At 68.9% G+C, this 22629-nt stretch carries 16 protein-coding genes; 15 read left to right on the top strand and 1 reads right to left on the bottom strand.

Features of this window, described 5'->3' with window-relative positions; translation table 11 throughout:
* The first annotated feature begins 289 nt into the window (after positions 1-289).
* The 12 genes from ACH4XV_RS20945 (at position 290) to ACH4XV_RS21000 (ending at position 15844) form a co-directional block, all read left to right on the top strand.
* Positions 290-1948 carry an AMP-binding protein gene (locus ACH4XV_RS20945; RefSeq protein WP_395791844.1) on the top strand — a complete coding sequence of 553 codons (1659 nt, stop codon included), beginning with the start codon at positions 290-292 and terminating at the stop codon, positions 1946-1948.
* Positions 1949-1959: 11 nt separating this feature from the next.
* Positions 1960-2460 carry an acyl-CoA thioesterase gene (locus tag ACH4XV_RS20950; RefSeq protein ID WP_395791846.1) on the top strand — a complete coding sequence of 167 codons (501 nt, stop codon included), beginning with the start codon at positions 1960-1962 and terminating at the stop codon, positions 2458-2460.
* A 126-nt stretch (positions 2461-2586) separates the two neighbouring features.
* Complete coding sequence (locus tag ACH4XV_RS20955; RefSeq protein ID WP_395791848.1) at positions 2587-4977, top strand: FAD-dependent monooxygenase; 2391 nt, start codon at positions 2587-2589, stop codon at positions 4975-4977.
* Between the two features lie 56 nt (positions 4978-5033).
* Positions 5034-6098 (top strand): carbon-nitrogen hydrolase family protein, encoded by a 1065-nt coding sequence (locus tag ACH4XV_RS20960; protein ID WP_395791850.1) that lies wholly within the window; start codon positions 5034-5036, stop codon positions 6096-6098.
* Positions 6095-7210 carry a cupin domain-containing protein gene (locus ACH4XV_RS20965; RefSeq protein WP_395791852.1) on the top strand — a complete coding sequence of 372 codons (1116 nt, stop codon included), beginning with the start codon at positions 6095-6097 and terminating at the stop codon, positions 7208-7210. Before ACH4XV_RS20960 ends, ACH4XV_RS20965 begins: the two co-directional genes overlap by 4 nt.
* Before the next feature lie 76 nt (positions 7211-7286).
* Positions 7287-8192: a fumarylacetoacetate hydrolase family protein gene (locus ACH4XV_RS20970; protein ID WP_395791854.1), complete on the top strand. Its 906-nt coding sequence runs from the start codon at positions 7287-7289 to the stop codon at positions 8190-8192.
* Between the two features lie 137 nt (positions 8193-8329).
* Positions 8330-9073, top strand: a complete 744-nt coding sequence (locus tag ACH4XV_RS20975; RefSeq protein ID WP_395791856.1) for an Asp/Glu racemase — start codon at positions 8330-8332, stop codon at positions 9071-9073.
* Between the two features lie 179 nt (positions 9074-9252).
* The gene (locus ACH4XV_RS20980) at positions 9253-10773 is read left to right on the top strand and encodes a histidine kinase (protein ID WP_395791858.1); all 1521 of its coding nucleotides are present in this window, start codon (positions 9253-9255) and stop codon (positions 10771-10773) included.
* A 113-nt stretch (positions 10774-10886) separates the two neighbouring features.
* The gene (locus tag ACH4XV_RS20985) at positions 10887-12218 is read left to right on the top strand and encodes a serine hydrolase domain-containing protein (RefSeq protein ID WP_395791860.1); all 1332 of its coding nucleotides are present in this window, start codon (positions 10887-10889) and stop codon (positions 12216-12218) included.
* Between the two features lie 178 nt (positions 12219-12396).
* The gene (locus tag ACH4XV_RS20990; protein WP_395791862.1) at positions 12397-13944 is read left to right on the top strand and encodes an MFS transporter; all 1548 of its coding nucleotides are present in this window, start codon (positions 12397-12399) and stop codon (positions 13942-13944) included.
* Between the two features lie 153 nt (positions 13945-14097).
* The gene (locus ACH4XV_RS20995; protein WP_395791864.1) at positions 14098-14502 is read left to right on the top strand and encodes a hypothetical protein; all 405 of its coding nucleotides are present in this window, start codon (positions 14098-14100) and stop codon (positions 14500-14502) included.
* Between the two features lie 583 nt (positions 14503-15085).
* Positions 15086-15844 carry a SpdA protein gene (locus ACH4XV_RS21000; protein WP_395791866.1) on the top strand — a complete coding sequence of 253 codons (759 nt, stop codon included), beginning with the start codon at positions 15086-15088 and terminating at the stop codon, positions 15842-15844.
* A 254-nt stretch (positions 15845-16098) separates the two neighbouring features.
* On the opposite strand, the gene ACH4XV_RS21005 is transcribed toward ACH4XV_RS21000, so the two are convergent.
* Positions 16099-17325: a DNA sulfur modification protein DndB gene (locus tag ACH4XV_RS21005; RefSeq protein ID WP_395791868.1), complete on the bottom strand. Its 1227-nt coding sequence runs from the start codon at positions 17323-17325 to the stop codon at positions 16099-16101.
* Positions 17326-17483: 158 nt separating this feature from the next.
* Here ACH4XV_RS21005 and ACH4XV_RS21010 point away from each other — a divergent pair, with 158 nt between their 5' ends.
* From ACH4XV_RS21010 to ACH4XV_RS21020, 3 genes are read left to right on the top strand one after another with little or no spacing between them, the layout of a single operon-like run.
* Positions 17484-19175, top strand: a complete 1692-nt coding sequence (locus tag ACH4XV_RS21010) for an N-6 DNA methylase (protein WP_395791870.1) — start codon at positions 17484-17486, stop codon at positions 19173-19175.
* Positions 19172-21238 (top strand): N-6 DNA methylase, encoded by a 2067-nt coding sequence (locus ACH4XV_RS21015; RefSeq protein WP_395791872.1) that lies wholly within the window; start codon positions 19172-19174, stop codon positions 21236-21238. Before ACH4XV_RS21010 ends, ACH4XV_RS21015 begins: the two co-directional genes overlap by 4 nt.
* Positions 21235-22563, top strand: a complete 1329-nt coding sequence (locus tag ACH4XV_RS21020) for a hypothetical protein (RefSeq protein WP_395791874.1) — start codon at positions 21235-21237, stop codon at positions 22561-22563. Before ACH4XV_RS21015 ends, ACH4XV_RS21020 begins: the two co-directional genes overlap by 4 nt.
* Positions 22564-22629: the final 66 nt, after the last annotated feature.

The raw sequence follows: 22629 nt of genomic DNA on the forward strand, positions 1-22629 counted from the left end.
CACCCGAAAGGTCCAAGCGCGGTGGCACGGGCCCCCGAGCGGGGGACTCTCGCGACCATGCCCCGCCAATCCCGCAGCTCCCGCCAACTCCGCCCACCTCGGCACCCCGGTGTCCCGGCCTCGGCCCTGACACCGCCCGCCGGGGTGGGCGTTTGTGTGCCCGGTGCCCGTCGCTCCCGGTTCCGCCCGGCCCGGCCGGAGGAAATATATCGCGCAACGTTGACTGTCGTCATAATTGATAGATACTGGCTCCGCGACTCCCGCTGACGCCAGGATGAGGTGCGCGCACATGGAGCTGTCCCGTTCCGCTCACGTCGACACGTTCTGTCGTGATCGATTGCCACCTGCCGAGCAGTGGCCCGAACTGCGTTTCGAACTACCGGAATTGCGCTACCCGACCCGGCTGAACTGCGCCCGGGTCCTGCTCGACGACACCATCGATCGGCTCGGTGCCGAGCGACGGTGTCTGGTCACCCTGGACGAGCGGTGGAGCTACGGCGACCTGCGAACCAGGGCCAATCAGGTCGCCCGGGTGCTCACCGAGGACCTCGGCCTGGTGCCGGGCAACCGGGTGCTGCTGCGCGGTCCGAACAACCCGTGGCTGGTCGCGTGCTGGTTCGGCGTACTCAAGGCGGGCGGTGTCGCGGTGACCACGATGCCGCTGCTCCGAGCGCACGAATTGACCACGCTGTGCGAGATCGGCCGACCCACGATCGCGCTGTGCGACCACCGCTTCATGGACGAGCCGACCGCCGCGGCCGTGCCCGGCCTGACCACCGTGGCCTATGGCGGCGACGCCGCCGACGACCTGACCCGGCGCTGCGCGACCAAGAGCGCCGACTTCGAGGCCGTGGACACCGCCGCCGACGACGTGGCGCTGATCGCGTTCACCTCCGGCACCACCGGTCGGCCCAAGGCCACCATGCACTTCCACCGCGACGTGTTGGCCAACTCCGACACCTTCTCCCGGCACATCCTCAAGCCCACCCCGGACGACCTGTTCGCGGGCACCCCGCCGCTCGGCTTCACCTTCGGTCTCGGCGGCCTGGTGGTCTTCCCGCTGCACGTCGGCGCGGCCACCCTGCTGCTCGAACACGCCACCCCCGAGCGGCTGGCCCGGATCGTCGCCGACCACGGTGTCACCGTGCTGTTCACCGCGCCGACCGCGTACCGGGCGATCATGGCCGCGGGCCACGCCGATCTCCTCCGGGGCCTGCGCCGCTGCGTGTCGGCGGGCGAGACACTGCCCGCGGAGACCTGGCACGACCTGCACGCGGCCACCGGGATCGAGCTGATCGACGGCATCGGCGCGACCGAGCTGCTGCACGTGTTCGTCTCCGCCGCCGACGAGGACATCCGGCCCGGCGCGACGGGGCGGGCCGTACCCGGCTTCGAGGCCGCCGTCCTGGACGCCGACGGCAAGCCGGTTCCCGACGGCACGCCGGGGCAGCTCGCGGTCAAGGGCCCGACCGGGTGCCGCTACCTGGACGACCCGCGCCAGCTGGACTACGTGCGCGACGGTTGGAACATCACCGGCGACACCTACATCCGGGACGCCGACGGCTACCTCTGGTACCAGGCGCGCAGCGACGACATGATCATCTCCTCCGGCTACAACATCGCCGGCCCCGAGGTCGAGGTGGCCCTGGCCGCACACCCCGACGTCGCCGAGTGCGGCGTGGTCGGCGCGCCGGATCCCCGCCGCGGGCTGATCGTCAAGGCGTACGTCGTGCTGCGCCAGGGGGTCGCGGCCGACGCGAACACCGCCGAGCGCATCCAGTCCTACGTCAAGAACACGATCGCGCCCTACAAGTACCCGCGCGCCGTCGAGTTCGTGGCCGCCCTGCCCCGAACCGGCAACGGCAAGCTGCGCCGCGCCGAACTGCGCGCCTGGGCCGCCAACACCGGCGAACCGGCCCCGAACTCCCTTGCCCCGGAAGCCTCGTGAAAGGCGCGACCATGCCCCAAGACAGCCCGCTCGGCTCGACCGGCCCGATCCGGCCCGACGTGAGCGACCCCACCGACCCGGCCGTCGATGACCCCGCCGACCTGCCCTCGGTCCTGGTCGAGCGCCGCGTCGAGTGGCAGGACACCGACGCGGCCGGCCACTACCACCACTCGGCGGTACAGCGCTGGGTCGAGGCGACCGAGGCGGTGCTGCTGCGCCGACTGGGTGTGGGCGACCTGTTCGGCCGGATCCCCCGGGTGCACTTCGAGGCGGACTACCTCGAACGCCTGTGGTTCGGCGAGGCCGCGTACATCCTGCTGCGGATCGACCGGGTGGGTACCAGTTCGCTGCACTACTCGTTCGAGGTGCGGGGCGAGCACGGCGTGGCCGCGACCGGCCGGTTGTCCGTCGTGCACTGCCCGCCCGACCACAAGGGCGCGTCGCCGTGGCCGGACGAGGTCAGGGCCGCGCTGTCCAAGGGCGGCGCGCAACGTCCGGAGTCCTACACCTGACCCCCGCGCGCTTTGTGGGGCCGGGCGGATCGCACCTCCGATCCGACCCCTTGGATATCGCGTGATGTTGACGACCGTGGAATTTATTACATACGCTCGGATAGGCCGGGAACATTGGAGGACGCTGTGCGCATAGCAGTCATCGGCGGCGGGCCGGGCGGGTTGTACTTCGCCGCCCTCGCCAAGCAGCTCTCGCCGGCGTCGGAGATCACCCTGTGGGAGCGCAACGCACCCGACGACGTGTTCGGCTTCGGCGTGGTGTTCTCCGACGAGACCCTGGACGGCATCGCCCAGGCCGACCCGGAGATCTTCGCCGCGATGTCCGAGGGCTTCGCCCGCTGGACCGACGTCGACGTGCGCTACGGCGGACGCACGCTCACCTCCGGCGGGCACGGGTTCGCCGCGCTCGGCCGGGAGCGGCTGTTGCGCATCCTGCAGGAGCGCTGCGCGGGGCTCGGCATCGACCTGCGCTACCGCACCGAGGCCCCGCCCGTGGACGAACTGGCCCGCACACACGACCTGGTGGTCGCCTCCGACGGCGTGCGCTCCCACGTGCGCGAGCGCTACTCCGACGTGTTCCGGCCCGATCTGGACGAGCGCGGCTGCCGCTACATGTGGCTGGGTACGGACAAGGTCTTCGACGCGTTCACCTTCATCGTCGACAAGCACGACTTCGGCGTGGTGCAGGTGCACGCGTATCCGTTCGACGACCGGCGCAGCACGTTCATCGTGGAGCTGGCCGAAGACGCCTGGCGGCGCGGCGGGTTCGCCGAGTTCGCCGGTCGCGAGCTGCCGCGTGGGGCCAGCGACGAGGCGGGCATCGCGCGCTGTGAGGCGCTGCTGGCCGAACACCTGGACGGACACCGGCTGATCCCGAACAACTCGCGGTGGATCCGGTTCACCACGGTGCGCAACGCCACCTGGCACCACGAGAACGTGGTCCTGCTCGGCGACGCCGCGCACACCGCGCACTTCTCCATCGGCTCGGGCACCAAGCTCGCCATGGAGGACGCCCTCGCGCTGGCCGCGTGCCTGAACGAACACGCCGACATCCCGGCCGCGCTCTCCGCCTACGAGGCCGAGCGCAAGCCGGTCGTGGCCTCCACGCAGCGGGCCGCGCAGGCCAGCCTGGAATGGTTCGAGAACATCGACCGGGCGGTCGGCCAGGCGCCCGAGCAGTTCGCCTTCAACCTGCTCACCCGCAGCCGCCGGGTCACCCACGCCAACCTGTCCGAGCGCGACCCGGCGTTCGTGGCGCAGGTGGACGCGGCCTTCACCGCCGGGCGGGCGGACCGGGTGGACGCGGCGCCGATGTTCCAGCCCTTCCGACTCGGCTCGGTCCGGCTGCGCAACCGCGTGGTGGTGCCGCCGATGGCGACCTACGCGGCCGTCGACGGCTTCCCCGGCCCGTTCGAGGCCGCCCACCTGGGTGCGCTCGCGCTCGGCGGGGCGAGTCTCGTCTTCGCCGGGATGACCGCCGTACTGCCCAACGGCCGGGCCACCGCCGCCTGTCCGGGCCTGTGGTCCGACGCGCAGGAGACGGCCTGGCGCGACGTGGTCGCCCGGGTGCGCGAACAGGTGCCGAACGGGCCCCTGTTGGGTATCCAGCTCACCCACGCCGGACGCCGCGCGGCCGGTTCGGTGCCGGACACCGACGGCACATGGGCGCCGCTGGGCCCGAAGGGCTGGCCGACCGTGGCGGCGTCCGCGATTGCCTGGGACGCCGAGGGCGACTTCCGCCCGCGCGAGGCGGACCGGGACGATCTGGACACGATCACCGCCGCGTTCGCCGCCGCCGCCGCACGCGCCGACCGGGCGGGCTTCGACGCGCTGGAACTCCAGTACGGGCACGGCCACCTGCTCTCCGGCTTCCTGTCCCCGCTGACCAACCTGCGCGAGGACGAATACGGCGGCTCGCTCGCCGGTCGACTGCGCTTCCCGATCGAGGTGTTGTCCGCCGTGCGGGCGGTGTGGCCGAGCAACAAACCGCTGGTGGCGCGGATCTCGGCGAGCGACTGGGCCGAGGGCGGCACCACCGAGGACGAGGCCGTCCGGATCGCCCGGGCGCTCGCGGCGGCCGGCGCGGACGCCATCGACGTGTCCTCGGGCGAGGTCGTGCCCCACGAGCGACCGGCCTACGGACGCGGCTACCAGACGCCGTTCGCCGACCTGATCCGCAACGCCACCGGCGTGCCGACCATCGCGGTCGGCGCGATCTCCACCTACGACGACGTCAACTCGATCCTGCTCGCGGGCCGGGCGGACCTGTGCGCGGTGGGCCGCGCGCACCTGTACGACCCGCTGTGGACGCTGCACGCCGCCGCCGAACAGGGCTACACCGGGCCGGGCGCGCCCTGGCCGGGTGCCTGGCGTCCGGGCAGTCGCAAACCGCCCGGCGCGGGTAGTGATCGGGTGCCGCCGCGGCTGCACCTGTCGCGCGAAAGGGTCGAGACCGTACCGCGGCGGTGGCGACCGGAGACCGACCCCCGCCTGCTCGCCGCACCCGGCCGGGGGTGACCCGACACCCCGACCTCGTATCCGCCGACCGAACAGCGCACCACGAGGAGCCCGCCATGACAGGTCCCACCCCACCGATCGTGCTCACCGGCGCACAACGCGACAACCCGCCCCGGTTCAAGGCCGCCGCCGTCCAGGCCGCGCCGATCTACCTGGACGCCGCCGCCACCGTGGCCAAGGCGGTCGCGCTGATCCGCGAGGCCGCCGGCAACGGCGCCGAACTGATCGTCTTCCCCGAGGCGTTCGTCCCCGGATACCCGTACTGGAACTGGACGATGAACCCGGTCCAGGGCTCGCCCTGGTACGAACGCCTGTACCGGTCCTCGGTGGACGTGCCGGGCCCGCACGTGGAAACGCTGCGCGCGGCGGCCCGGGCGGCCGGCGCGGTGGTGGTGATCGGCGTCAACGAGCGCGGCCCGCACAGCATGGGCGTGCTCTACAACACCATGTTGACCATCGACGCCGACGGCGAACTGATCGGGGTGCACCGCAAGCTGGTGCCCACCTGGGCGGAGAAGCTGACGTGGACCGGCGGCGACGGCAGCTCGCTGCGCGTGCACCCGACCGGGATCGGCCCGCTCGGCGTGCTCGCGTGCGGCGAGAACACCAACACGCTGGCCCGCTTCACCCTGCTCGCCCAGGGCGAACTGGTGCACGCCGCGAGCTACATCGCGCTGCCCGTGGCGCCCGCCGACTACGACATGGCCGACGCCATCGCGGTCCGCACCGCCGCGCACAGCTTCGAGGGCAAGGTCTTCTCGGTGGTCGCCTGCTCGACCATCTCGCCCGAGATCGTCGACGCCATCGCCGGCGACGACGACGAGGTGCGCAAACAGCTGGGCCGCGAACGCAGCGCCTACTCGGGCGTGTTCGGCCCGGACGGACGTCCCATCGGTGAACCGCTGATCGACGACGAGGGCATCGTCTACGCCGACATCGACCTCGCCAGGTGCATCCAGCCCAAGCAGATGCACGACATCGTCGGCCACTACAACCGCTTCGACGTCTTCGCGCTGAACGTGGACAACCGGCCCCGGTCCCCGATCACGTTCACCCACGACCCCGCCGCCGCGCCGCCCCTCGCCCCCGCCGCCACCCCCGTACCCGAGGAGGAGACATGACCACCCAGGACGACAACATGCTGGGCCGGGCCCGAGTCACCGACACCCCGGAACTGAGCGCCTACTACGCCGAGTTGGCTGAACGCGAGGCCGGCGCGCTGTGGACCGTGGCGAACGAGATCGAACCCTGGTACCCGCAGCCCAAGTCGGTACCCACCCTGTGGCGCTACAGCGAACTGCGCCCGCTGGTCCGCAAGGCGCTCGACCTGGTCAAGGCCGACGACGCCGGCCGCCGCGTGGTCATGCTGGTCAACCCCGGCCGCCGGGACATCAGCGCCGCGGCGGGCCTGCTGTACACGGGCCTGCAGATCATGGGCCCCGGCGAGTCGATGACCGCGCACCGCCACCAGGCCGCCGCGCTGCGTTTCGTCCTGGAGGGCACCGGCGCCTGGACGATCGTCGACGGCGAGAAACTGCGGGTCGGCGCCCGCGACTTCGCGATCACCCCGAACGGGACCTGGCACGAACACGGCAACGAGTCCGACGACACGCCGGTGATCTGGCAGGACGGCCTGGACATCCCGCTGGTCAACGCGCTCGACGCGGGCTTCTACGAGGTCCACCCGGACGTCTATCAGGTGCCCGGCAAGGTGGTGAACTCCTCCGTCCTGACCTACGGCGGCAACCTCGTGCCATACGGCGTCGAACGGTGGACCCGGCCCTACTCGCCGCTGCTCGCCTGGCCGTGGGAACCCACCTACCAGGCGCTGCTCGACCTGGCGAAGGCGAGCGAGGGATCGCCGTACGACGGCCTGATCATGGAATACACCAACCCCGCCACCGGCGGCTCGGTGATGCCCACGATGAGCGCGCACATCCAACTCCTGCGCGCCGGTCAGGCGACGAAGGCACACCGGCACACCGGCTCGGTCGTCTACACCGCGGCCAAGGGCCACGGCGTCTCGATCGTGGCCGGACAGCGGTTCGAATGGCACGAAGGCGACGTCTTCGCGGTGCCCGCGTGGGCCTGGCACGAGCACGCCAACCTCGACGGGGGCGAGGACGCGGTCTTGTTCTCGTTCAACGACTTCCCCGTGATGCGCTCGCTGGGCTTCTTCCGCGAAGAGGCGTACGTCGACAACGACGGCCACCAGCCGACGCCGGCCGGCTGAGCCGGTTCATCCCGCAAACCCACCACCCGAGGCGCCGCGACCGCGTCGCCCGGACGCAAGACAGTGAGGACACCCCATGCGCCTGGTCACCTACACCGTCGGCGACTCGTCGCCCCGCCTGGGCGCCGAGGACGGCGCGCACGTGACGGACCTGGCCGCCCTGGCCGCCGCCGCCGGCGTCGAACTCCCCGGCGACCTGCTGTCGTTCGTCCGGGCGGGCGCCGACGCGCTCGATACCGCGCGCGAACTGCTCGCCGGCGCGCCCGCCGACCGCCCGGCCGGCACCGTGCACGCCGCCGGCGAGGTGCGGCTGCTCGCGCCGCTGCGCCCCGGGAAGATCATCGGCATCGGGCTCAACTACGTCGAGCACGTGGCCGAGTCCAGCCGCACCCTCGACACCGCGAAGGAACTCCCGGACCGTCCGGTGCTGTTCGGGAAGCCCGCCACCGCGGTGACCGGACCCGGCGCGCCGATCCTGCACAACGCGGACCTGACCGCACAGCTCGACTGGGAATGCGAACTCGCCGTGGTGATCGGCCGAACCGCCTACAAGGTGAGCGAGGCCGACGCGTGGGACCACGTGTTCGGCTACAGCATCATGAACGACATCAGCGCCCGGGACCAGCGCCGCTCCGGGCAGTGGTTCTTCTCCAAGGGCCAGGACTCCTACGCCCCGTTCGGCCCGGCCGTGGTCACCGCCGACGAGATCCCCGACGCCCAGAACCTCGACCTGTCGCTGCGGGTCAACGGCGACGTCAAGCAGAAGTCCAACACCCGGCACATGTTGTTCGACATCCCCCGACTGATCGCCGACATCTCCTCCGGGATGACCCTGGAGCCCGGCGACGTGATCTCCACCGGCTCGCCGTCCGGGGTCGGCGCGGCCCAGGTTCCGCCGCAATACCTGCGGCCGGGCGACGTGGTCGAGGCGACCGTCGAGCGCATCGGCACGCTGAGCAACCCGGTGATCGACGCCCGCTGACGCGAACTCGCCCAGCCCGCTCCTTTTTTCGGCGCCGGAATGCCCGGCACCGGCTTTCCCGGCACCAGCAGGAGGCCCTTCCCGTGCGTCAACACCCCTACCGCGTCGGCCAGATCGTGCCGAGTTCCAATGTCACGATGGAAACCGAGGTGCCCGCGATCCTGCGGGCCCGCGAGACGGTCGCCCCGGAGCGCTTCACGTTCCACTCCAGCCGGATGCGGATGACCCACGTCACCCCCGAGCAACTGGCCGCGATGGACGCCGACTCCGACCGGTGCGCCGTCGAACTGTCCGACGCGCGGGTGGACGTGCTCGGCTACGCGTGCCTGGTGGCGATCATGAGCATGGGACTCGGCTACCACCGGGTCTCCGAGGAGCGCCTGCACGGCCGTACCGTCGACAACGGCGCGCCCGCGCCCGTGGTCACCAGCGCCGGCGCCCTCGTGCACGGGCTGCACACCATCGGCGCGCGCAAGGTCGCGCTGGTCGCGCCGTACATGCTGCCGCTGACCCGCACGGTGGTGGAGTACCTCGGGCACGAGGGGATCGAGGTGCTGGACTTCGAGGCACTGGAGATCCCCGACAACCTCGACGTGGCCGCGCACGACCCGTTGCGCCTGCCCGACATCGCGGACCGGCTCGAACATGCCGACGCGGACGCGGTGGTGTTGTCGGCGTGCGTACAGATGCCGTCTCTGGCCGCGATCGAGGACGCCGAACAGCGCCTGGGCAAGCCGGTCGTCTCGGCGGCGGTGTGCACGGTGCACCAGATGCTCCGCGCCCTCGACCTGCCAGCCTTCGCGCCGGGTGCCGGACACCTGCTGTCGGGGGCGTTCGCCGACGCGCCCCTGGGGGCGGGCAGCGCGGCGGCGGGGGCCTGATCCGCGAGTCTTCCGCGAGCCCTGGTCGGCCCGGACCCGCATCTCGCGGGTCCGGGCCGACCAGGGCATACCCATGAGGATCCGCGCGCTGCACCCATTGGGTGTCTATTGCGGCGATTCGTGACTATTCCGCCACGATGGAATACTGGCACGCCGTTCCCCATGGAAGGAGACCCCGGATGGGCTTCGGCCCCGAGTCCTGGGCCGCGCTCGGCAGGGCCGTCACCGGGCGTGACCTCGCAGGCACGACATCGACCCCGGGGGCGCCCCCCGGCCGGTGGACATTCCTCGGCGTCACCCGGGCCGACCTCGTGATCTGCCTGGTGGCGGCGGCCGTGGACACCTTCGGGTTCTTCATCACCCTTCCCTCCGCCGGACCGGGAGAGGGGGTCGTCGGCACGCTGTTCATGCTCCTGTCGGCCGCGAGCCTGCTCGTGCGCCGTCGGTCGCCGATCGGCGTGTTGTCGTTCGTGCTGACTCTGGCGGTGGCGCTCAACCTGCTCCTGGCGATGCCGCAACGCTTCGGTATCGCGCTGGCCGTGGCGTTGTACACGGTCGGCCTGGCCGGTCGGACCCGGACGATGGTGCTCGCGGCGCTGGCCACGCTCGCGGCCCAGGCGACGGGATATCCCAACGCCCCGGAGTCCTTCCTCTGGCTGTTCAGCGGCGACTTCGTCGCGGTCCTGCTCGTGCTCGGGGTCAGCGTGGCGGTACGGAACTGGCAGGGGCAGATCGAGGTCAACCGCGCGCTGCTGGCCGACCGGGCGCTGTCCGACGAGCGCCGCCGGATCGCCCGCGAACTGCACGACATCGTGGCGCACCACATCACCACGATGCACCTGATGTCCGGCGGCGCCCGGGCCAGCCTGGACCGCGACCCGGAGGCGGCCCGCGCCGCGCTGCTCACCCTGGAGGCGTCCGGCCGGGTCGCGCTCGGCGAGATGCGGCAGTTGCTCGGTGTACTGCGCAGCGACCACGACCCGGACCAGGCGGCCTCGGTGGCCCCGCAGCCCGGTGTGGACGACCTGGCCCGGCTGATCGCCGAATCCTGCCTGGCCGGGCTGCCCACCGAGCTGCGCGTGCTGGGCGCGCCGCGCGTGCTGCCGTTGCCGGTGGGGCTGGCGGTGTACCGGATCACCCAGGAGGCGCTGACCAACGCCCGCAAGCACGCGGGGGACGGGGCGACGGCGACGGTGCGGCTGGAGTACCTGCCGGGGGCGGTGGCCGTGGAGATCCGCGACGACGGGGGCGGCGAGGTGGTCGTCGGGGACTATGCGATGACCGGTGGTGGGCACGGGCTGGTCGGGATGCGTGAGCGGGTGGCCGTGCACGGCGGGTCGTTCGAGGCGGGGCGAGTCGCCGACGGCGGATTCCGGGTCGCGGCGATGTTGCCGCTGGCGGGGGAGGGGCCGGAGCCGGAGCCGGAGCCGGTGCCGACGCCGCCGGCGGGTGTCGGCCCCGCGTCCGAGCCCGAGCGGCTGGCCCGGCTCAGTCCGGCCGAGGTGGCGCTGCTGCGCCTGTTCGCGACCGGCAAGGCCGATGGCGAGATCGCCGCGGCGATGCGGGTGGAGCCGGCCGGTCTGGAGCGGCGGGAGGCGGACCTGCTGACCAAGCTCGATGTGCGGGACCGGGCCCAGGCGGTGGTCGTGGCGTACGAATCCGGCCTGGTTCGGGCGGGGCAGGGCGACCGCGCCCGCTGATTGTGCGTTCGCACGAACACCGGCGCTCGGGTTCGTCGTCGCGGCCATCAGCAGCGGGGCGCCGTCCGCGTAGCGTGCCCGTACGCCTCCGGACTCCCGTGAAAGAAGGCCCCATGACCGGAACCGTCGTCGACACCGCGCACTGGAACGCCCGCCTCGCCGAGCTCATCGCCGAATACGACGTGCCGGGTGCGAGCCTCGCGTTCTGGCATGGCGGCGAGGTGCACAGCTTCGCCGCCGGTGTGCTCAACAGGGACACCGGTACGCCCGTCTCGATCGACTCGCTGTTCCAGATCGGCTCGGTGAGCAAGGTCTGGACCGCCACCCAGCTGATGCTCCTCGCCGAGCAGGGCCGGCTCACCCTGGACACCCCGGTCGTCGACCTGCTCCCCGAGTTCAAGGTCGCCGACGCCGAGGTGACGAAGTCGGTGACGGTGCGGCAGCTGCTGACGCACACCTCCGGCATAGACGGCGACCTGTTCCTGGACACCGGGCGCGGCGACGACTGTCTGGAGAAGTACGTCGCGGCCTGCGCGGACCTGACCCAGAACCACCCCATCGGGGAGAGCTTCTCCTACTGCAACACGGGCTTCGTGATCGCCGGCCGGATCATCGAGCGGCTGACCGGCAAGACCTGGGACGCGGCGCTGCGCGAGCAGATCTGCGAGCCCCTGGGCCTGACCCACACCTGGACGCTGCCCGAGGACGTGCTGCGCTTCAGCGCCGCGACGGGGCACGTGGAGGACGGCAAGGCGACCCCCGTGTGGGGTCTGCCGCGGGCGATGGGGCCGGCCGGCCTGATCTGCGCGCGGGCGAGCGACGTCGTCGCCTTCGGCCGCGCGCACCTGGGTACCGAGCTGCTGGCCGAGCCGACGGGGATGACCGAGCCGCAGGTGGACCTGCCGAACCCGTACACGCTCGCGCCGCAGTGGGGGATCGGGTGGATCCTCGACGAGTGGTCCGGCCACCGGGTGATCATGCACGCGGGCAACACCATCGGCCAGTCGGCGATGTTGTGGGTGGTGCCCGACACCGGCACCGTGGTGTGCCTGCTGGCCAACGGCGGCGAGACCTCGGCACTGCAACGCGCGGTCGGCGGCGAGCTGTTCGCCACACTGGCCGGCATCACCATGTCGCCGCAGCTGGGCCCGCCGCAGACCCCGGTCGAGGTGGACGTCGAGCAGTACGCCGGCATCTACGAGCGGGTGGGCAACCGCACCACCGTCTCGGTCCGGGACGGTCGGCTGCACATGCTCATCCAGACCACCGGCGAGCTGGCCGACATCTCGCCGGACGTGGAGCTGACGCTCACCCCGGTCGACGAGACCACGTTCGTCGGGCAGCGCGAGGGCGCCACGTTGTGGGACAACGTGGTCTTCTACCGTCTCGCCGACGGGAGCCAGTACCTCCACATGGGCGTGCGCGCCACCCCCAGGACGTCCTGACCCCATTCCACCGCGCGGGTTCGCCACTTTGACCCCGCGCGGTGCCCGGTGGTGGGCCGGCCGGTGCGGGTTTACGGTCGAACGAGTGGGCCCGTTCCGTACGGCCCGCACCGCAGGCGGGCGTCGCCTCGACGCTCGACGCCGCGGCCGGCAAGCCCCTCGCCTGGCAGGACACACCATGGCGCATCCGAACGCGACACCCTCGCAGACCGCCGCCGCACCGAAGCGAAGCGGCGGCAACGGCGCGGCGCTCGCGGTGATCGCCTCCTGCCAATTGATGGTGGTCCTGGACATCACCATCGTGAACATCGCCCTGCCGCACATCCAGCGGTCGTTGGACTTCTCCACCACCGGCCTGTCCTGGGTGCTCAACGCGTACACGCTGACCTTCGGCGGGCTGCTGCTGCTCGGCGGCCGCGCGGGCGACATCCTGGGCAGGCGCCGGGTGTTCATCTTCGGCGTGTTGTTGTTCGCGGTCGCCTCGCTGCTCGGCGGACTCGCGCAGAGCGCCCCGGAGTTGCTCGCCGCCCGCGCGCTGCAGGGCGTCGGCGGCGCCATCGCGTCGCCGACCGCACTCGCCCTGATCACCACCACGTTTCCCGAAGGCCCGGCCCGCAACCGGGCGTTCGGGGTGTTCGCGGCGGTCTCCGCCGGTGGTGGCGCGATCGGGCTGCTCGCGGGCGGGGTCCTGGTCGAGTGGCTGAACTGGCGGTGGGTGTTCTTCGTCAACGTGCCGATCGGCGTGATGCTTGCGCTGGCCACGCCGCGCTACATCCGGGAATCCGAGCGCCATCCGGGGCACTTCGACCTGCTCGGCGCGCTCACCTCCACGCTGGGCATCAGCTCGCTCGTGTACGGCTTCATCCGAGCCGCGCAGGAGGGGTGGCGCGACGCGTTCACGCTCGGTGCGTTCGCGGCGGCCGTGGTGTTGCTCGCGCTGTTCATCTCGATCGAGCGCAATTCCAGGCAGCCGATCACCCCGCTGAAGATGTTCGCCGACCGTAACCGGGCCGGTACGTACGGCATCATGTTGTGTCTGGCGGCGGCGATCTTCGGGATGTTCTTCTTCCTGACCCTGTGGGTCCAGGACGTGCTGGGCTTCAGCCCGCTCCGGACCGGGCTCGCGTTCCTGCCGATCAGCGCGGTGATCGCGGTCGGCGCGGGATTCGCCTCGCAGCTGCTGCCGCGCTACGGGCCCAAGCCGTTCATGGTCGTCGGCGCGCTGCTCGCGGCGGCGGGGCTGGGCTGGCTCACCCGGACCGATGTGCACAGCACCTACCTGGGGAGCATCCTGGGGCCGACGCTGGTGTTCGGGGTGGGCATGGGCATGCAGTTCGTGTCGCTGACGCTGATGGCGGTCTCCGGTGTGCGGGCCCGCGACTCGGGCGCGGCCTCCGGGCTGCTCAACGCGACGCAGCAGGTGGGCGGTTCGCTCGGGTTGTCGATCCTGGTCACCGTCTTCGGCACGGCCAACCGCAACGAGGCCAAGGACCAGGTCCCGGCCTTCCTCGCCCAGGCCACCCCGACGCAGCGGGCCGAGTTCGAACGCACCGGTGTGCTGCCCGCGCCGTGGAGCGACCAGGTGCTCACGAGCGGCGTCTCCGCGGCCTTCATCGTGGCCGCGATCTTCGCGGTGGTCGCCGCGGTGATCGCCCTGTTCGTCATCCAGGTCCGCGCCTCCGACCTGGAACGCCTCCAGGGCGGCGCCCAACCCCCTCCCGGCTGACCGGCGACGTATTCGCCCGACCGGCCGCGCACCGGCCCACCGGTGCGCGACAATGCGTACACGGCGTATCACTCACGTAGCGGCAACGACGACGGGGCCCGATGGAAGCCGAACTGATGACGCTGGCAGCATCCGGAGCAACCACGATGGTGGATGGTCTCCGAATCCTGGATCCAGGCCCGCAACCGCCTGACCGCCTTCTTCACCAGAACCGGCTCCGAACCATCCACCACGGAACACGAACTCGACGCCGCCCAGGGCGAGTTGACCACGGCCCGCACAGGGGGCAACGACATCGTGGCGGCCGACATCGAAGCCGAATGGCGAACCCGCCTGCGCCGAGCCCTCCAGTCCGACCCGACAGCGGCAGCCGACCTACAAGCCCTACTCGACGAACTGACCCCACTCATCGGGACACCCACCACCACCCAGGTGACCAACACCATCACCGGCGGCACCCAACACGGCCCGGTCCTCCAGGGCCACAACTTCTCCGGCGTAACTTTCCACGCGCAAACCCCACCCCCCTCCGAAAACCCCCCATCACCCCAACTCTGACCAACCGGCCCCGGGCCGGTGTCCCGCCCGGCGCTCCATCGGTCGATCAGAATCCCGTGCACCCGACGTAGTCAGCCGGCTTTCCAGCGCGGGTTGTTTTCGGCATGCGCGACGGATCGGGTCGAAACCTAAAGGGTTGACAGTACTCGGACGGCGAGACTCGAGCGGGTGACTGGTCGCTCACGGACATTGCGAAACGAGTTGAGGCAACGGCAACCCCGTCTCCCCGATAGTTCCGCCAACGCTCGATTACTCGCCCGGCTACACCCATGAGCCGCTACGGCAGGCGTCGCTTCGAAGGCGCCGAGGCACTTGCCGCTTCGAGCGGGACCCGGCTCGGCCTCCGGTCGCTGATCCGACCTGAGAAGTCTCGGCCCGGTTGGTCGCGCCATGGGGCGGAAAGCAGAAATACCCCTGATCAACAGGGGTCTCTCGCGGTGTCCGAGGGGGGACTTGACCCATACCCCCAACCGATCCACCTGAGCGGATCCTTCGCTCCCGTCTTTTCAGCTCACGGTAGTGCCGTTGTCTGCGACGATGCGTCACCCACAGGTGTGAACCTCACTGAGCCGTGGGACCGGTCATGAGCACCTCCACGAATACCCAGGCTTCTTCACCCCTCCGCGCCGTCACCTGGATCATGGGCGCCGTCATCGGCCTGACCTTCCGCTTCGGCTTCGGCAACGTCTGGGCGCTCGCGCTCCGCCTGGACGTCACGGCGTGGGTGGCTCCGCTCGTTGCCCCGGCGGTCGACCCGTCCGTCCTTGGCCTGCTCCTCGCTGTCCGGCACCTTGCCCTCAACGGCGCGACCCGCGAACAACTGCGCCGCGCAAGAGGGTTGTTGATCTTCTCCAGCCTGATCACGCTCGCCCTCAACGTGGCAGACCCGCTCATCGCCGGGGAGTTCGGCAAGGCGACGTTCGACGCCGTCGACCCCCTCCTCCTCATCGGGTGGGCCGAGGTGGGTCCCAGCCTGCTCCAATGCCTCAAACCCCAGGAAGACCGGCCGCAACGATCACCGGAGTCCGACACGGCGCCGCTCGACGTTCTCTCGCCGAATCCGTGTGTCGTCCCTCGGAGTCTTCGGGCCGATCATGGAACCGACAATCCGGAGGCCCTCGCCATGGGGAACAACGCACTCGATATTCGCCTGCTGATCCGCGCACGCGAAGAGAACGCCTGCCACTGGGCCACCCACCAACGCCCGATCTCTGCCGAGGTACTGCGGAAGTCCCTCCATGTCGGCGCCGCCAAAGCCAGAGCCCTGCTCACCGATCTACGGCGCGAGGCAATGCGCCACGTTGGGGCTGTCGAACGGATCGACACGTCCATGGCGAGGTGAAGGGTCGCCCGTTCAGACAGAGAATCAGCCTCCCCAGCGAAGCGAAATTCGGCCTTACCAAACTGGTCCGCATCACGCGCGAATGGCTCCAAGCCCACGACTACGTGCGTCGCGCTGTACCCAGGCCGGGAGGTCGGGCCAGTCCGCGACGTAAACCGGCCTGGGCCTTCGAAGCACGTGAGCATCTGGGCCGTCCAGCACGTCGCGATGAACCGGCTCCCGGGATCCTGCCGAGCAATCAGCGCTGTGCGGGCCTACCAGCCACGGATCCTGCGCCCGTAGTCGGTGTCGGGACCGAGCAGCGCGTCGGCGACCCGCCCGCCGGAGTCCTTGGCACCGCCGCCGAAGTTCAGCGTTCCGGCTGCGTTCGCGCTTGCGGCAACGCCGTCCCAGTATTGGGCTTCGCGCTCGAAGTGCACCGGCTCGACCAACCTCAGCAGCTCCTCGGCGTTCAGCCGAGTACCGCCAAAGGCCCAGCTGGTGGCCTGGTGGGCGGCGATCCCGAGCCCCGCAAGCACCGCGGGCGCGGAGACGGCGTCACGCGCCTCGAAGTGCGGGAAGAGCCGGCCGATCAGATGCGAAAGCAGCGGCACAACCTCCCGCTCGGCCTGCTCGGCGCTCACGCCGTCGGGCAGCTCGCCCTCGTGCATGGTCGCGGAGGAGAGCCCGAGGCCCCCTCGCCCGTGCAGCGTCGTGATCACGAGGACCCGGAGCGCGGACAGAGTCACGACCTCCGGATCGGCTTTCGTCAGCTGTCGCTTGCGCGCCTGCACCAGCTTGCTGAACGAGATGATCTTCCCGTCGTGCTCGACCTTCACCGCCTCGGCGATCCGGTGGGCGAGCTGAGTGCCGATGTCGCGCTGGTCCATCGACATGGCCAGATTCTTCGCGACCGGTACGCCTTCGACATTGCGGTCGTAGAAGATTTGCCGCGCGTCCTCGACGCCGAGCCCGAAGTACAGCTCGAACGGCAGCCGTACGCTGCTGAGCTTCTCGTACGTCGTCCCGGACCGCTCGGGGTTGTCGAACAGCTCGTGCCAGGCGGTGACCTGCGTCTCCCCGTCGATGGCCACGACCGGCGACCCCGGCAGCACGGTGATCGTACGGATCCCGCTGCCCGCGATCAGCTCCTCGCTTACCGCACCCGGCTGCCCGTCCAGCCACAGCGTGATCGGCGGCGTCGACCAGGCCGCCCCGTGCCCGCCACCGATTCCGGTGGCGATGTAGGAGGCGTACGAGGTCACGTTCCGCCCCTTCTGCGAGGCCTTCAGCATCCGCTGCACGAGCCCGCGCACCTCGGCGTGCCGACGCACCGCGCCGGAGGCGTACTTCAGGGCCCGCTTGTCCTCCTCCGCCCGGGGCGAGGGGACGAGCTGGAGGAGCGTCGGCGGCCCCATCGTCCCGATCACCGCATCCGGGCGGAAGGGGATGACCGTGAGCTGGATTCCCTCGACGGTCGTGGTCGGCATGGTGATGGTCATTGTGAGGCCCTTCCATGGCAGTGGGATGGGAGATCGCCGCCGGAGCCCAGAACACATGCTCACCGCGACTATCGACATGAGACTGACAGCATCGCGTTAGCATCGTCAACGCGCTAACGGATTCCATAGACACAGGTGATGCGTGTACTCTTACCCGCATGGAGGAAGAAGGTCCCGCTTCAGCGCCCGTCGTCACGGCGGCACAGATCGCACGGCTTGCCGGCGTCACCCGTGCAGCTGTCGCCAACTGGCGACGCCGACACGACGATTTCCCCTCGCCTGCGGGTGGGACAGCGGCAGGCCCGCTCTTCTCCCTCGCCGAGATCGAGACCTGGCTGGCCGGACAACGTAAGGGGCGAGGACCCTCACAGGAGGTCACCCTCTGGCAGTCCCTTCGTGCCACGTACAGCGACGACATGACGGCCGCCCTTGTGGATGTCGGCTCACACCTGGCCCGGAAAGCCACTGGGGTACTCCGGGCCGACCTTCAGCAGTCCGTCGACCAATTGGCCGCCGAGCGCACCGCGCCGCAACTCTTCGAGGACCTGATCGCCCGTTTCATTGCCTCGGCCGGCCGGAGCGGCGCGCAGGCGGCCTCCTCCCCGCGCCTCATCCGCGCCTTCACGCACTTCACCGGACCAACCGAGGGCTTGATCTACGACCCGGCTTGCGGGGCCGGATCACTCCTGTTGGCGGTCGCGGGAGGGGAGGCAACCCGGCGGGCTGGGCAAGAGCTCAACACTGGCCTGCTTCGGCTGGCCCGGCTGAGAACTCAGCTCAGTGGTGCCCTCCCGGCCGACCTTGAAGCCGGCGACTCACTCCGGGACGACCGGCACCCCGATCTACGGGCCCAACTCGTCGTCTGTGAACCGCCTTTGGGGCAGAACGACTGGGGCCGTGAGGAACTACTGCTCGACGCCCGATGGGAACTGGGCGCACCACCCCGCGCAGAGAGCGACCTGGCCTGGCTCCAGCAGTGTTACTTCCACACCGCCCCCGGAGGCCGCACCCTCATCGCACTCGCGCCGTCTGCCGCATACCGCAAGAGTGGCCGCCGGATCCGGGCGGAGCTGGTACGCCGAGGAGCACTCACCGCGGTGACGGCTCTTCCGTCAGGCATGGCGACCAGCCACAATCTGCCGATCCTGCTGTGGGAACTCCGCCGTCCGGCGTCGCCGGGCGAGGAGGTGCAGACCGTACGCATGATCGACCTCACGGCGAACGATCCGGACGGCCCACTGGAACCGCTTCCGGACCAGGTCGCCGATGTGCCGCTGATCGACTTGATCCGCGAAGACGTGGACCTCAGTCCATCCTTGTACGTGACGCCGGCCCAGCCCGACTACCCAACCGAGTACACGGCTCTCCGCATCACCCTGGAACACCAACTGCGCGAGCTGGCCGAGCTGCTACCTCCGTTGCCGCCCGGACTCGGAGTGGGTTCCGTGGACGAGATCACCCCGGTGGGCGTCGGCGATCTACTCCGGGCAGGTTTGGTACGCACGGAGGAAGGCCGGCTGGCTTCCACCAGTGATCAGCTGGACACGGACTACCTGCAGGGATTCCTCCGTAGCGCGGGCAACATCCGCCGCAATACCTCTGCCACGGGCACCCACCGAGCGGACCTGCGCGGGGCCCAACTGCCCCAGATGGGCATCGAGCAGCAGCGCAGGTACGGGGCGGCCTTCCGGAACTTGGGTGAGTTCGAGCGAAGGCTGAAGGAACTTGCCAAAATGGGCGATCAAGCCACCCGCCTGGCATACGACGGACTGACCAACGGCGCCCTCGCGCCGGCGGGGACCCCACATGACGTAACACCACAAGACGCGACACGAGAAGGTGCCGAGTGAGCAACACCAACCAGGAACTTGCCGACTTCATCTGGTCGGTGGCCGACCTGTTGCGGGGCGACTACAAACGCTCGGAGTACGCCAAGGTCATCCTGCCGCTCACCGTACTGCGTCGCTTCGACTGCGTGATGGAGGAAAAGGGCACACGCGAGGCGGTATGGGCGCGAAATGACTCGTTCGCGGGTGAGCGCAAGGACGCGCTCTTGATTGGCGTCTCGGGGCTCCCGTTCTTCAACACCTCGCGACAAAGCTTCAAGACCATCGGTAGTGACGACAAGAACGTCTACGCCAACCTCAAGGACTACATCCGCGGCTTCTCTCCCGAAGTCACGGAGATCATCGACCGGTACGACTTCCATATTCAGATCGAACGCCTCAAGGATGCCGACCTGCTCTACCTGGTGATCCAGGCGTTCGCGGCGATGGACCTCAGCCCGAGCAAGGTCAGCAACCACGACATGGGTTACGTCTTCGAGGAACTGATCCGTAAGTTTGCGGACGCCTCCAACGAGACGGCGGGTGAGCACTTCACCCCACGCGAGGTCATCAAGCTGATGGTCGAACTGCTTCTGGGTCCCGACGAGGAACTGATCCGCAGGCCCGGCGCGGTCATCGACATCCTGGACCCGGCATGCGGCACCGGCGGCATGCTCGCCGCCGCCGAGGAACACATCAGGGACCTCAAGCCAGGTGCCCGCGTGAACCTGTTCGGGCAGGAGATCAACGCCGAGTCGTACGCGATCTGTCGCTCCGACATGCTCCTCAAGGGTCACGAGGCCGGGAACATCCGTTTCGGCAACACCTTCACCCGCGACTGGCACGAGGACCGCAAGTTCAGCTACATGCTGGCCAATCCACCCTTCGGCGTGGAGTGGAAGAAGTCGGAGAAGACGGTCCGCGAAGAGCACGACGACCGTGGCTTCGACGGGCGCTTCGGTGCCGGCCTTCCCCGGATCAACGACGGCTCGTTCCTCTTCCTTCAGCACATGCTCCACAAGATGCAGCCGCTGAAGAAGGACGAGCACGGCAAGGAAATCGGTGGCTCGCGCATCGCCATCGTCTTCAACGGCTCGCCGCTCTTCACGGGAGGCGCGGGGTCGGGTGAATCGGAGATCCGTCGCTGGATTCTGGAAAACGACTACTTGGAGACCATTGTCGGCCTCCCGGACCAGCTCTTCTACAACACCGGTATCTCCACATACGTCTGGATCCTCAGCAACCGCAAGCCCAAGCACCGCAAGGGCAAGGTCGTCATGATCGACGCGCGTGGGGAGTGGGTGAAGAAGCGGAAGTCCCTCGGTGAAAAGCGCAAAGAGATCTCGGAAGAGCAGATCGCCGGCATCTGCACCATCTACCGCGATGCCGAGCAGATCGCGGCGGACGAGAACCACCCGCAGCACGCCATGGTCAAGATCCTCCGCAACGAGGAGTACGGCTACCAGCGCATCACCGTCGACCGCCCGCTGAAGCTCCGCTTCGAGGTCACCGAGGACACTCTGACGGAACTGGCGGCTTCCGCAGCACTCCAAAAAGTGCTCGGCGAAAAGAAGATGTCGGAGGAGGAAGTCGCCAAGCGTCAGGCCCAGTTCGTGGCGGCGCTTCATCCTCTGATCGGGGAAGTCTGGCCAGCCAAGTCCGATGCGTGGGACGCCCTACACAAGGCCGTCGCCGCGGCTGGCCTTATCTGGCCATCCGGTGCGGCTTTCCAGAAGGCTCTCCGTGACGCGGTGGGTGTACGTGACCCGAAGGGCGAGATCCAGTACGCGAAGGCCAGGCAGCCCGAACACGACCCCGATCTGCGCGACGCCGAGAACGTACCGATGGACCAAGACATCGACGACTACCTCGCGGAAGAGATCGTCCCGCATGTCAAGGACGCCTGGATCGCCGAGTCCAAGAACCCGAAGACGAAACTGACCGAGCGTTTCAAGGTCGGCTACGAGATCCCGTTCACACGGCACTTCTACGTGTACGAACCACCGCGACCGCTGGCGGAAATCGACAAGGAACTCAAGCTCCTCGAGGCCGAGATCCAGGCGCTGCTGGGTGAGGTGACGTCATGACCACCATGGAAATCGCCTATCAGCGGCTCCCACTGAGGCGCTTCATTCGAGAAATCACTGATGGCCCATTCGGCAGCTCCTTGAGCAGTAGTCACTATACCGCAGAAGGTGCTCGTGTAATTCGGCTAGGGAACGTCGGTGCCGCTCGCTTCAAGGGAGAAGATGCCGCCTATATTTCTTTGGAACATTTCCAAGACCTGCGACAGCACGAGGTGAAGCCCGGAGACTTGATCATCGCCGGGCTTGGTGACACCAATCATCCTGTCGGGCGAGCGTGCGTAGCACCCTCCGACCTGGGACCGGCGATTGTGAAGGCAGACTGCTTCCGCGCCCGGCTTGACGAAGAACAAATGTCCCATCGATATGCGGCCTGGGCCCTCAGCTCATCTTTCGTATCTGGCCAAGTGCGTACGTTGACTCGTGGCTCAACTCGCACTCGCATCAACCTCGATGTAGCACGCGAGATTCAGCTGCCAACGCCACGAGTAGATGAGCAGCGCCGCATCGTGGACTTCCTCGACGCCGAGACCGCACGCATCGACCAGCTCGGATACCTACGCCAACGGCAGGTCTTCCAGCTCGAAGAGCGATACACGACCGCCATTTCCGAGCTCATAATTCCAGAAATTTGTTCCGCGAATGAACGTAACAGGTCCTGGCCTTGGCTGCCCGCATCCGTGTCCATCGCACGGCTGGGTTACCTGGCTCGTGTTCAATCAGGCGTGACGGTTCATGGCGCTCGTGCACGCGGTCACGATGATACTGAATATCCCTACCTTCGCGTGGCAAACGTCCAAGGTGAATGGCTTGACCTCTCCGAGGTAAAAACCATCGTGATTCCTGTCGCCATGGCTCGTCGGTCAACCCTCCGAGTCGGAGATGTGGTCATGACCGAGGCGAATGGGAACCCGGATAATCTGGGCCGAGGTGCGGTGTGGAATGGTGAAATCAGTGGAATGATTCACCAGAACCATGTCTTCGCAATTCGAGTTGATGAGGATGCGCTCGTTCCTGCTTATTTGTCGGCCTTGCTGGCAACCGTCCACGGCCGCCACTATTTCCGCTTCACCTCCACACAGGTCGGGATCGCCACTACCAGCAGTTCGAAGGTTCTGGACTTCCCGGTGCCAGTCCGTAACATCACGCAACAACGCATGATCGTGAGCGAGTATGAAAGGCTTCGTGGGAATGTCGAGCGTGTGCGCCAAACGCTATCTCGCCAGCTCTCCCTGCTCTCCGAGCGCCGCCAAGCCCTCATCACCGCTGCCGTGACCGGTCAGTTCGACGTCTCCGCCGCGTCCGGTCGCGGAGTTGACACCCCATGACAACCGCTGGCCACGGTTCGCCGACTTAGATCCGTGACGTCAACCACCTCCAACCCGGAACCCGAG

It is taken from the genome of Embleya sp. NPDC020630 (assembly GCF_044334985.1).
In the GTDB taxonomy this organism is placed as follows: Bacteria; Actinomycetota; Actinomycetes; order Streptomycetales; family Streptomycetaceae; genus Embleya.

What these genes read in the sequence shown, in the direction of transcription:
- ACH4XV_RS20970 (WP_395791854.1), top strand. Translation starts at nt 7,287, where the DNA reads ATGCGCCTGGTCACCTACACCGTCGGCGACTCGTCGCCCCGCCTGGGC.
- ACH4XV_RS20990 (WP_395791862.1), top strand. Translation starts at nt 12,397, where the DNA reads ATGGCGCATCCGAACGCGACACCCTCGCAGACCGCCGCCGCACCGAAG.
- ACH4XV_RS20985 (WP_395791860.1), top strand. Translation starts at nt 10,887, where the DNA reads ATGACCGGAACCGTCGTCGACACCGCGCACTGGAACGCCCGCCTCGCC.
- ACH4XV_RS21005 (WP_395791868.1), bottom strand. Translation starts at nt 17,325, where the DNA reads ATGACCATCACCATGCCGACCACGACCGTCGAGGGAATCCAGCTCACG.
- ACH4XV_RS21010 (WP_395791870.1), top strand. Translation starts at nt 17,484, where the DNA reads ATGGAGGAAGAAGGTCCCGCTTCAGCGCCCGTCGTCACGGCGGCACAG.
- ACH4XV_RS21020 (WP_395791874.1), top strand. Translation starts at nt 21,235, where the DNA reads ATGACCACCATGGAAATCGCCTATCAGCGGCTCCCACTGAGGCGCTTC.
- ACH4XV_RS21000 (WP_395791866.1), top strand. Translation starts at nt 15,086, where the DNA reads ATGAGCACCTCCACGAATACCCAGGCTTCTTCACCCCTCCGCGCCGTC.
- ACH4XV_RS20945 (WP_395791844.1), top strand. Translation starts at nt 290, where the DNA reads ATGGAGCTGTCCCGTTCCGCTCACGTCGACACGTTCTGTCGTGATCGA.
- ACH4XV_RS20960 (WP_395791850.1), top strand. Translation starts at nt 5,034, where the DNA reads ATGACAGGTCCCACCCCACCGATCGTGCTCACCGGCGCACAACGCGAC.
- ACH4XV_RS20950 (WP_395791846.1), top strand. Translation starts at nt 1,960, where the DNA reads ATGCCCCAAGACAGCCCGCTCGGCTCGACCGGCCCGATCCGGCCCGAC.
- ACH4XV_RS20980 (WP_395791858.1), top strand. Translation starts at nt 9,253, where the DNA reads ATGGGCTTCGGCCCCGAGTCCTGGGCCGCGCTCGGCAGGGCCGTCACC.
- ACH4XV_RS20975 (WP_395791856.1), top strand. Translation starts at nt 8,330, where the DNA reads ATGGAAACCGAGGTGCCCGCGATCCTGCGGGCCCGCGAGACGGTCGCC.
- ACH4XV_RS20995 (WP_395791864.1), top strand. Translation starts at nt 14,098, where the DNA reads ATGGTCTCCGAATCCTGGATCCAGGCCCGCAACCGCCTGACCGCCTTC.
- ACH4XV_RS20965 (WP_395791852.1), top strand. Translation starts at nt 6,095, where the DNA reads ATGACCACCCAGGACGACAACATGCTGGGCCGGGCCCGAGTCACCGAC.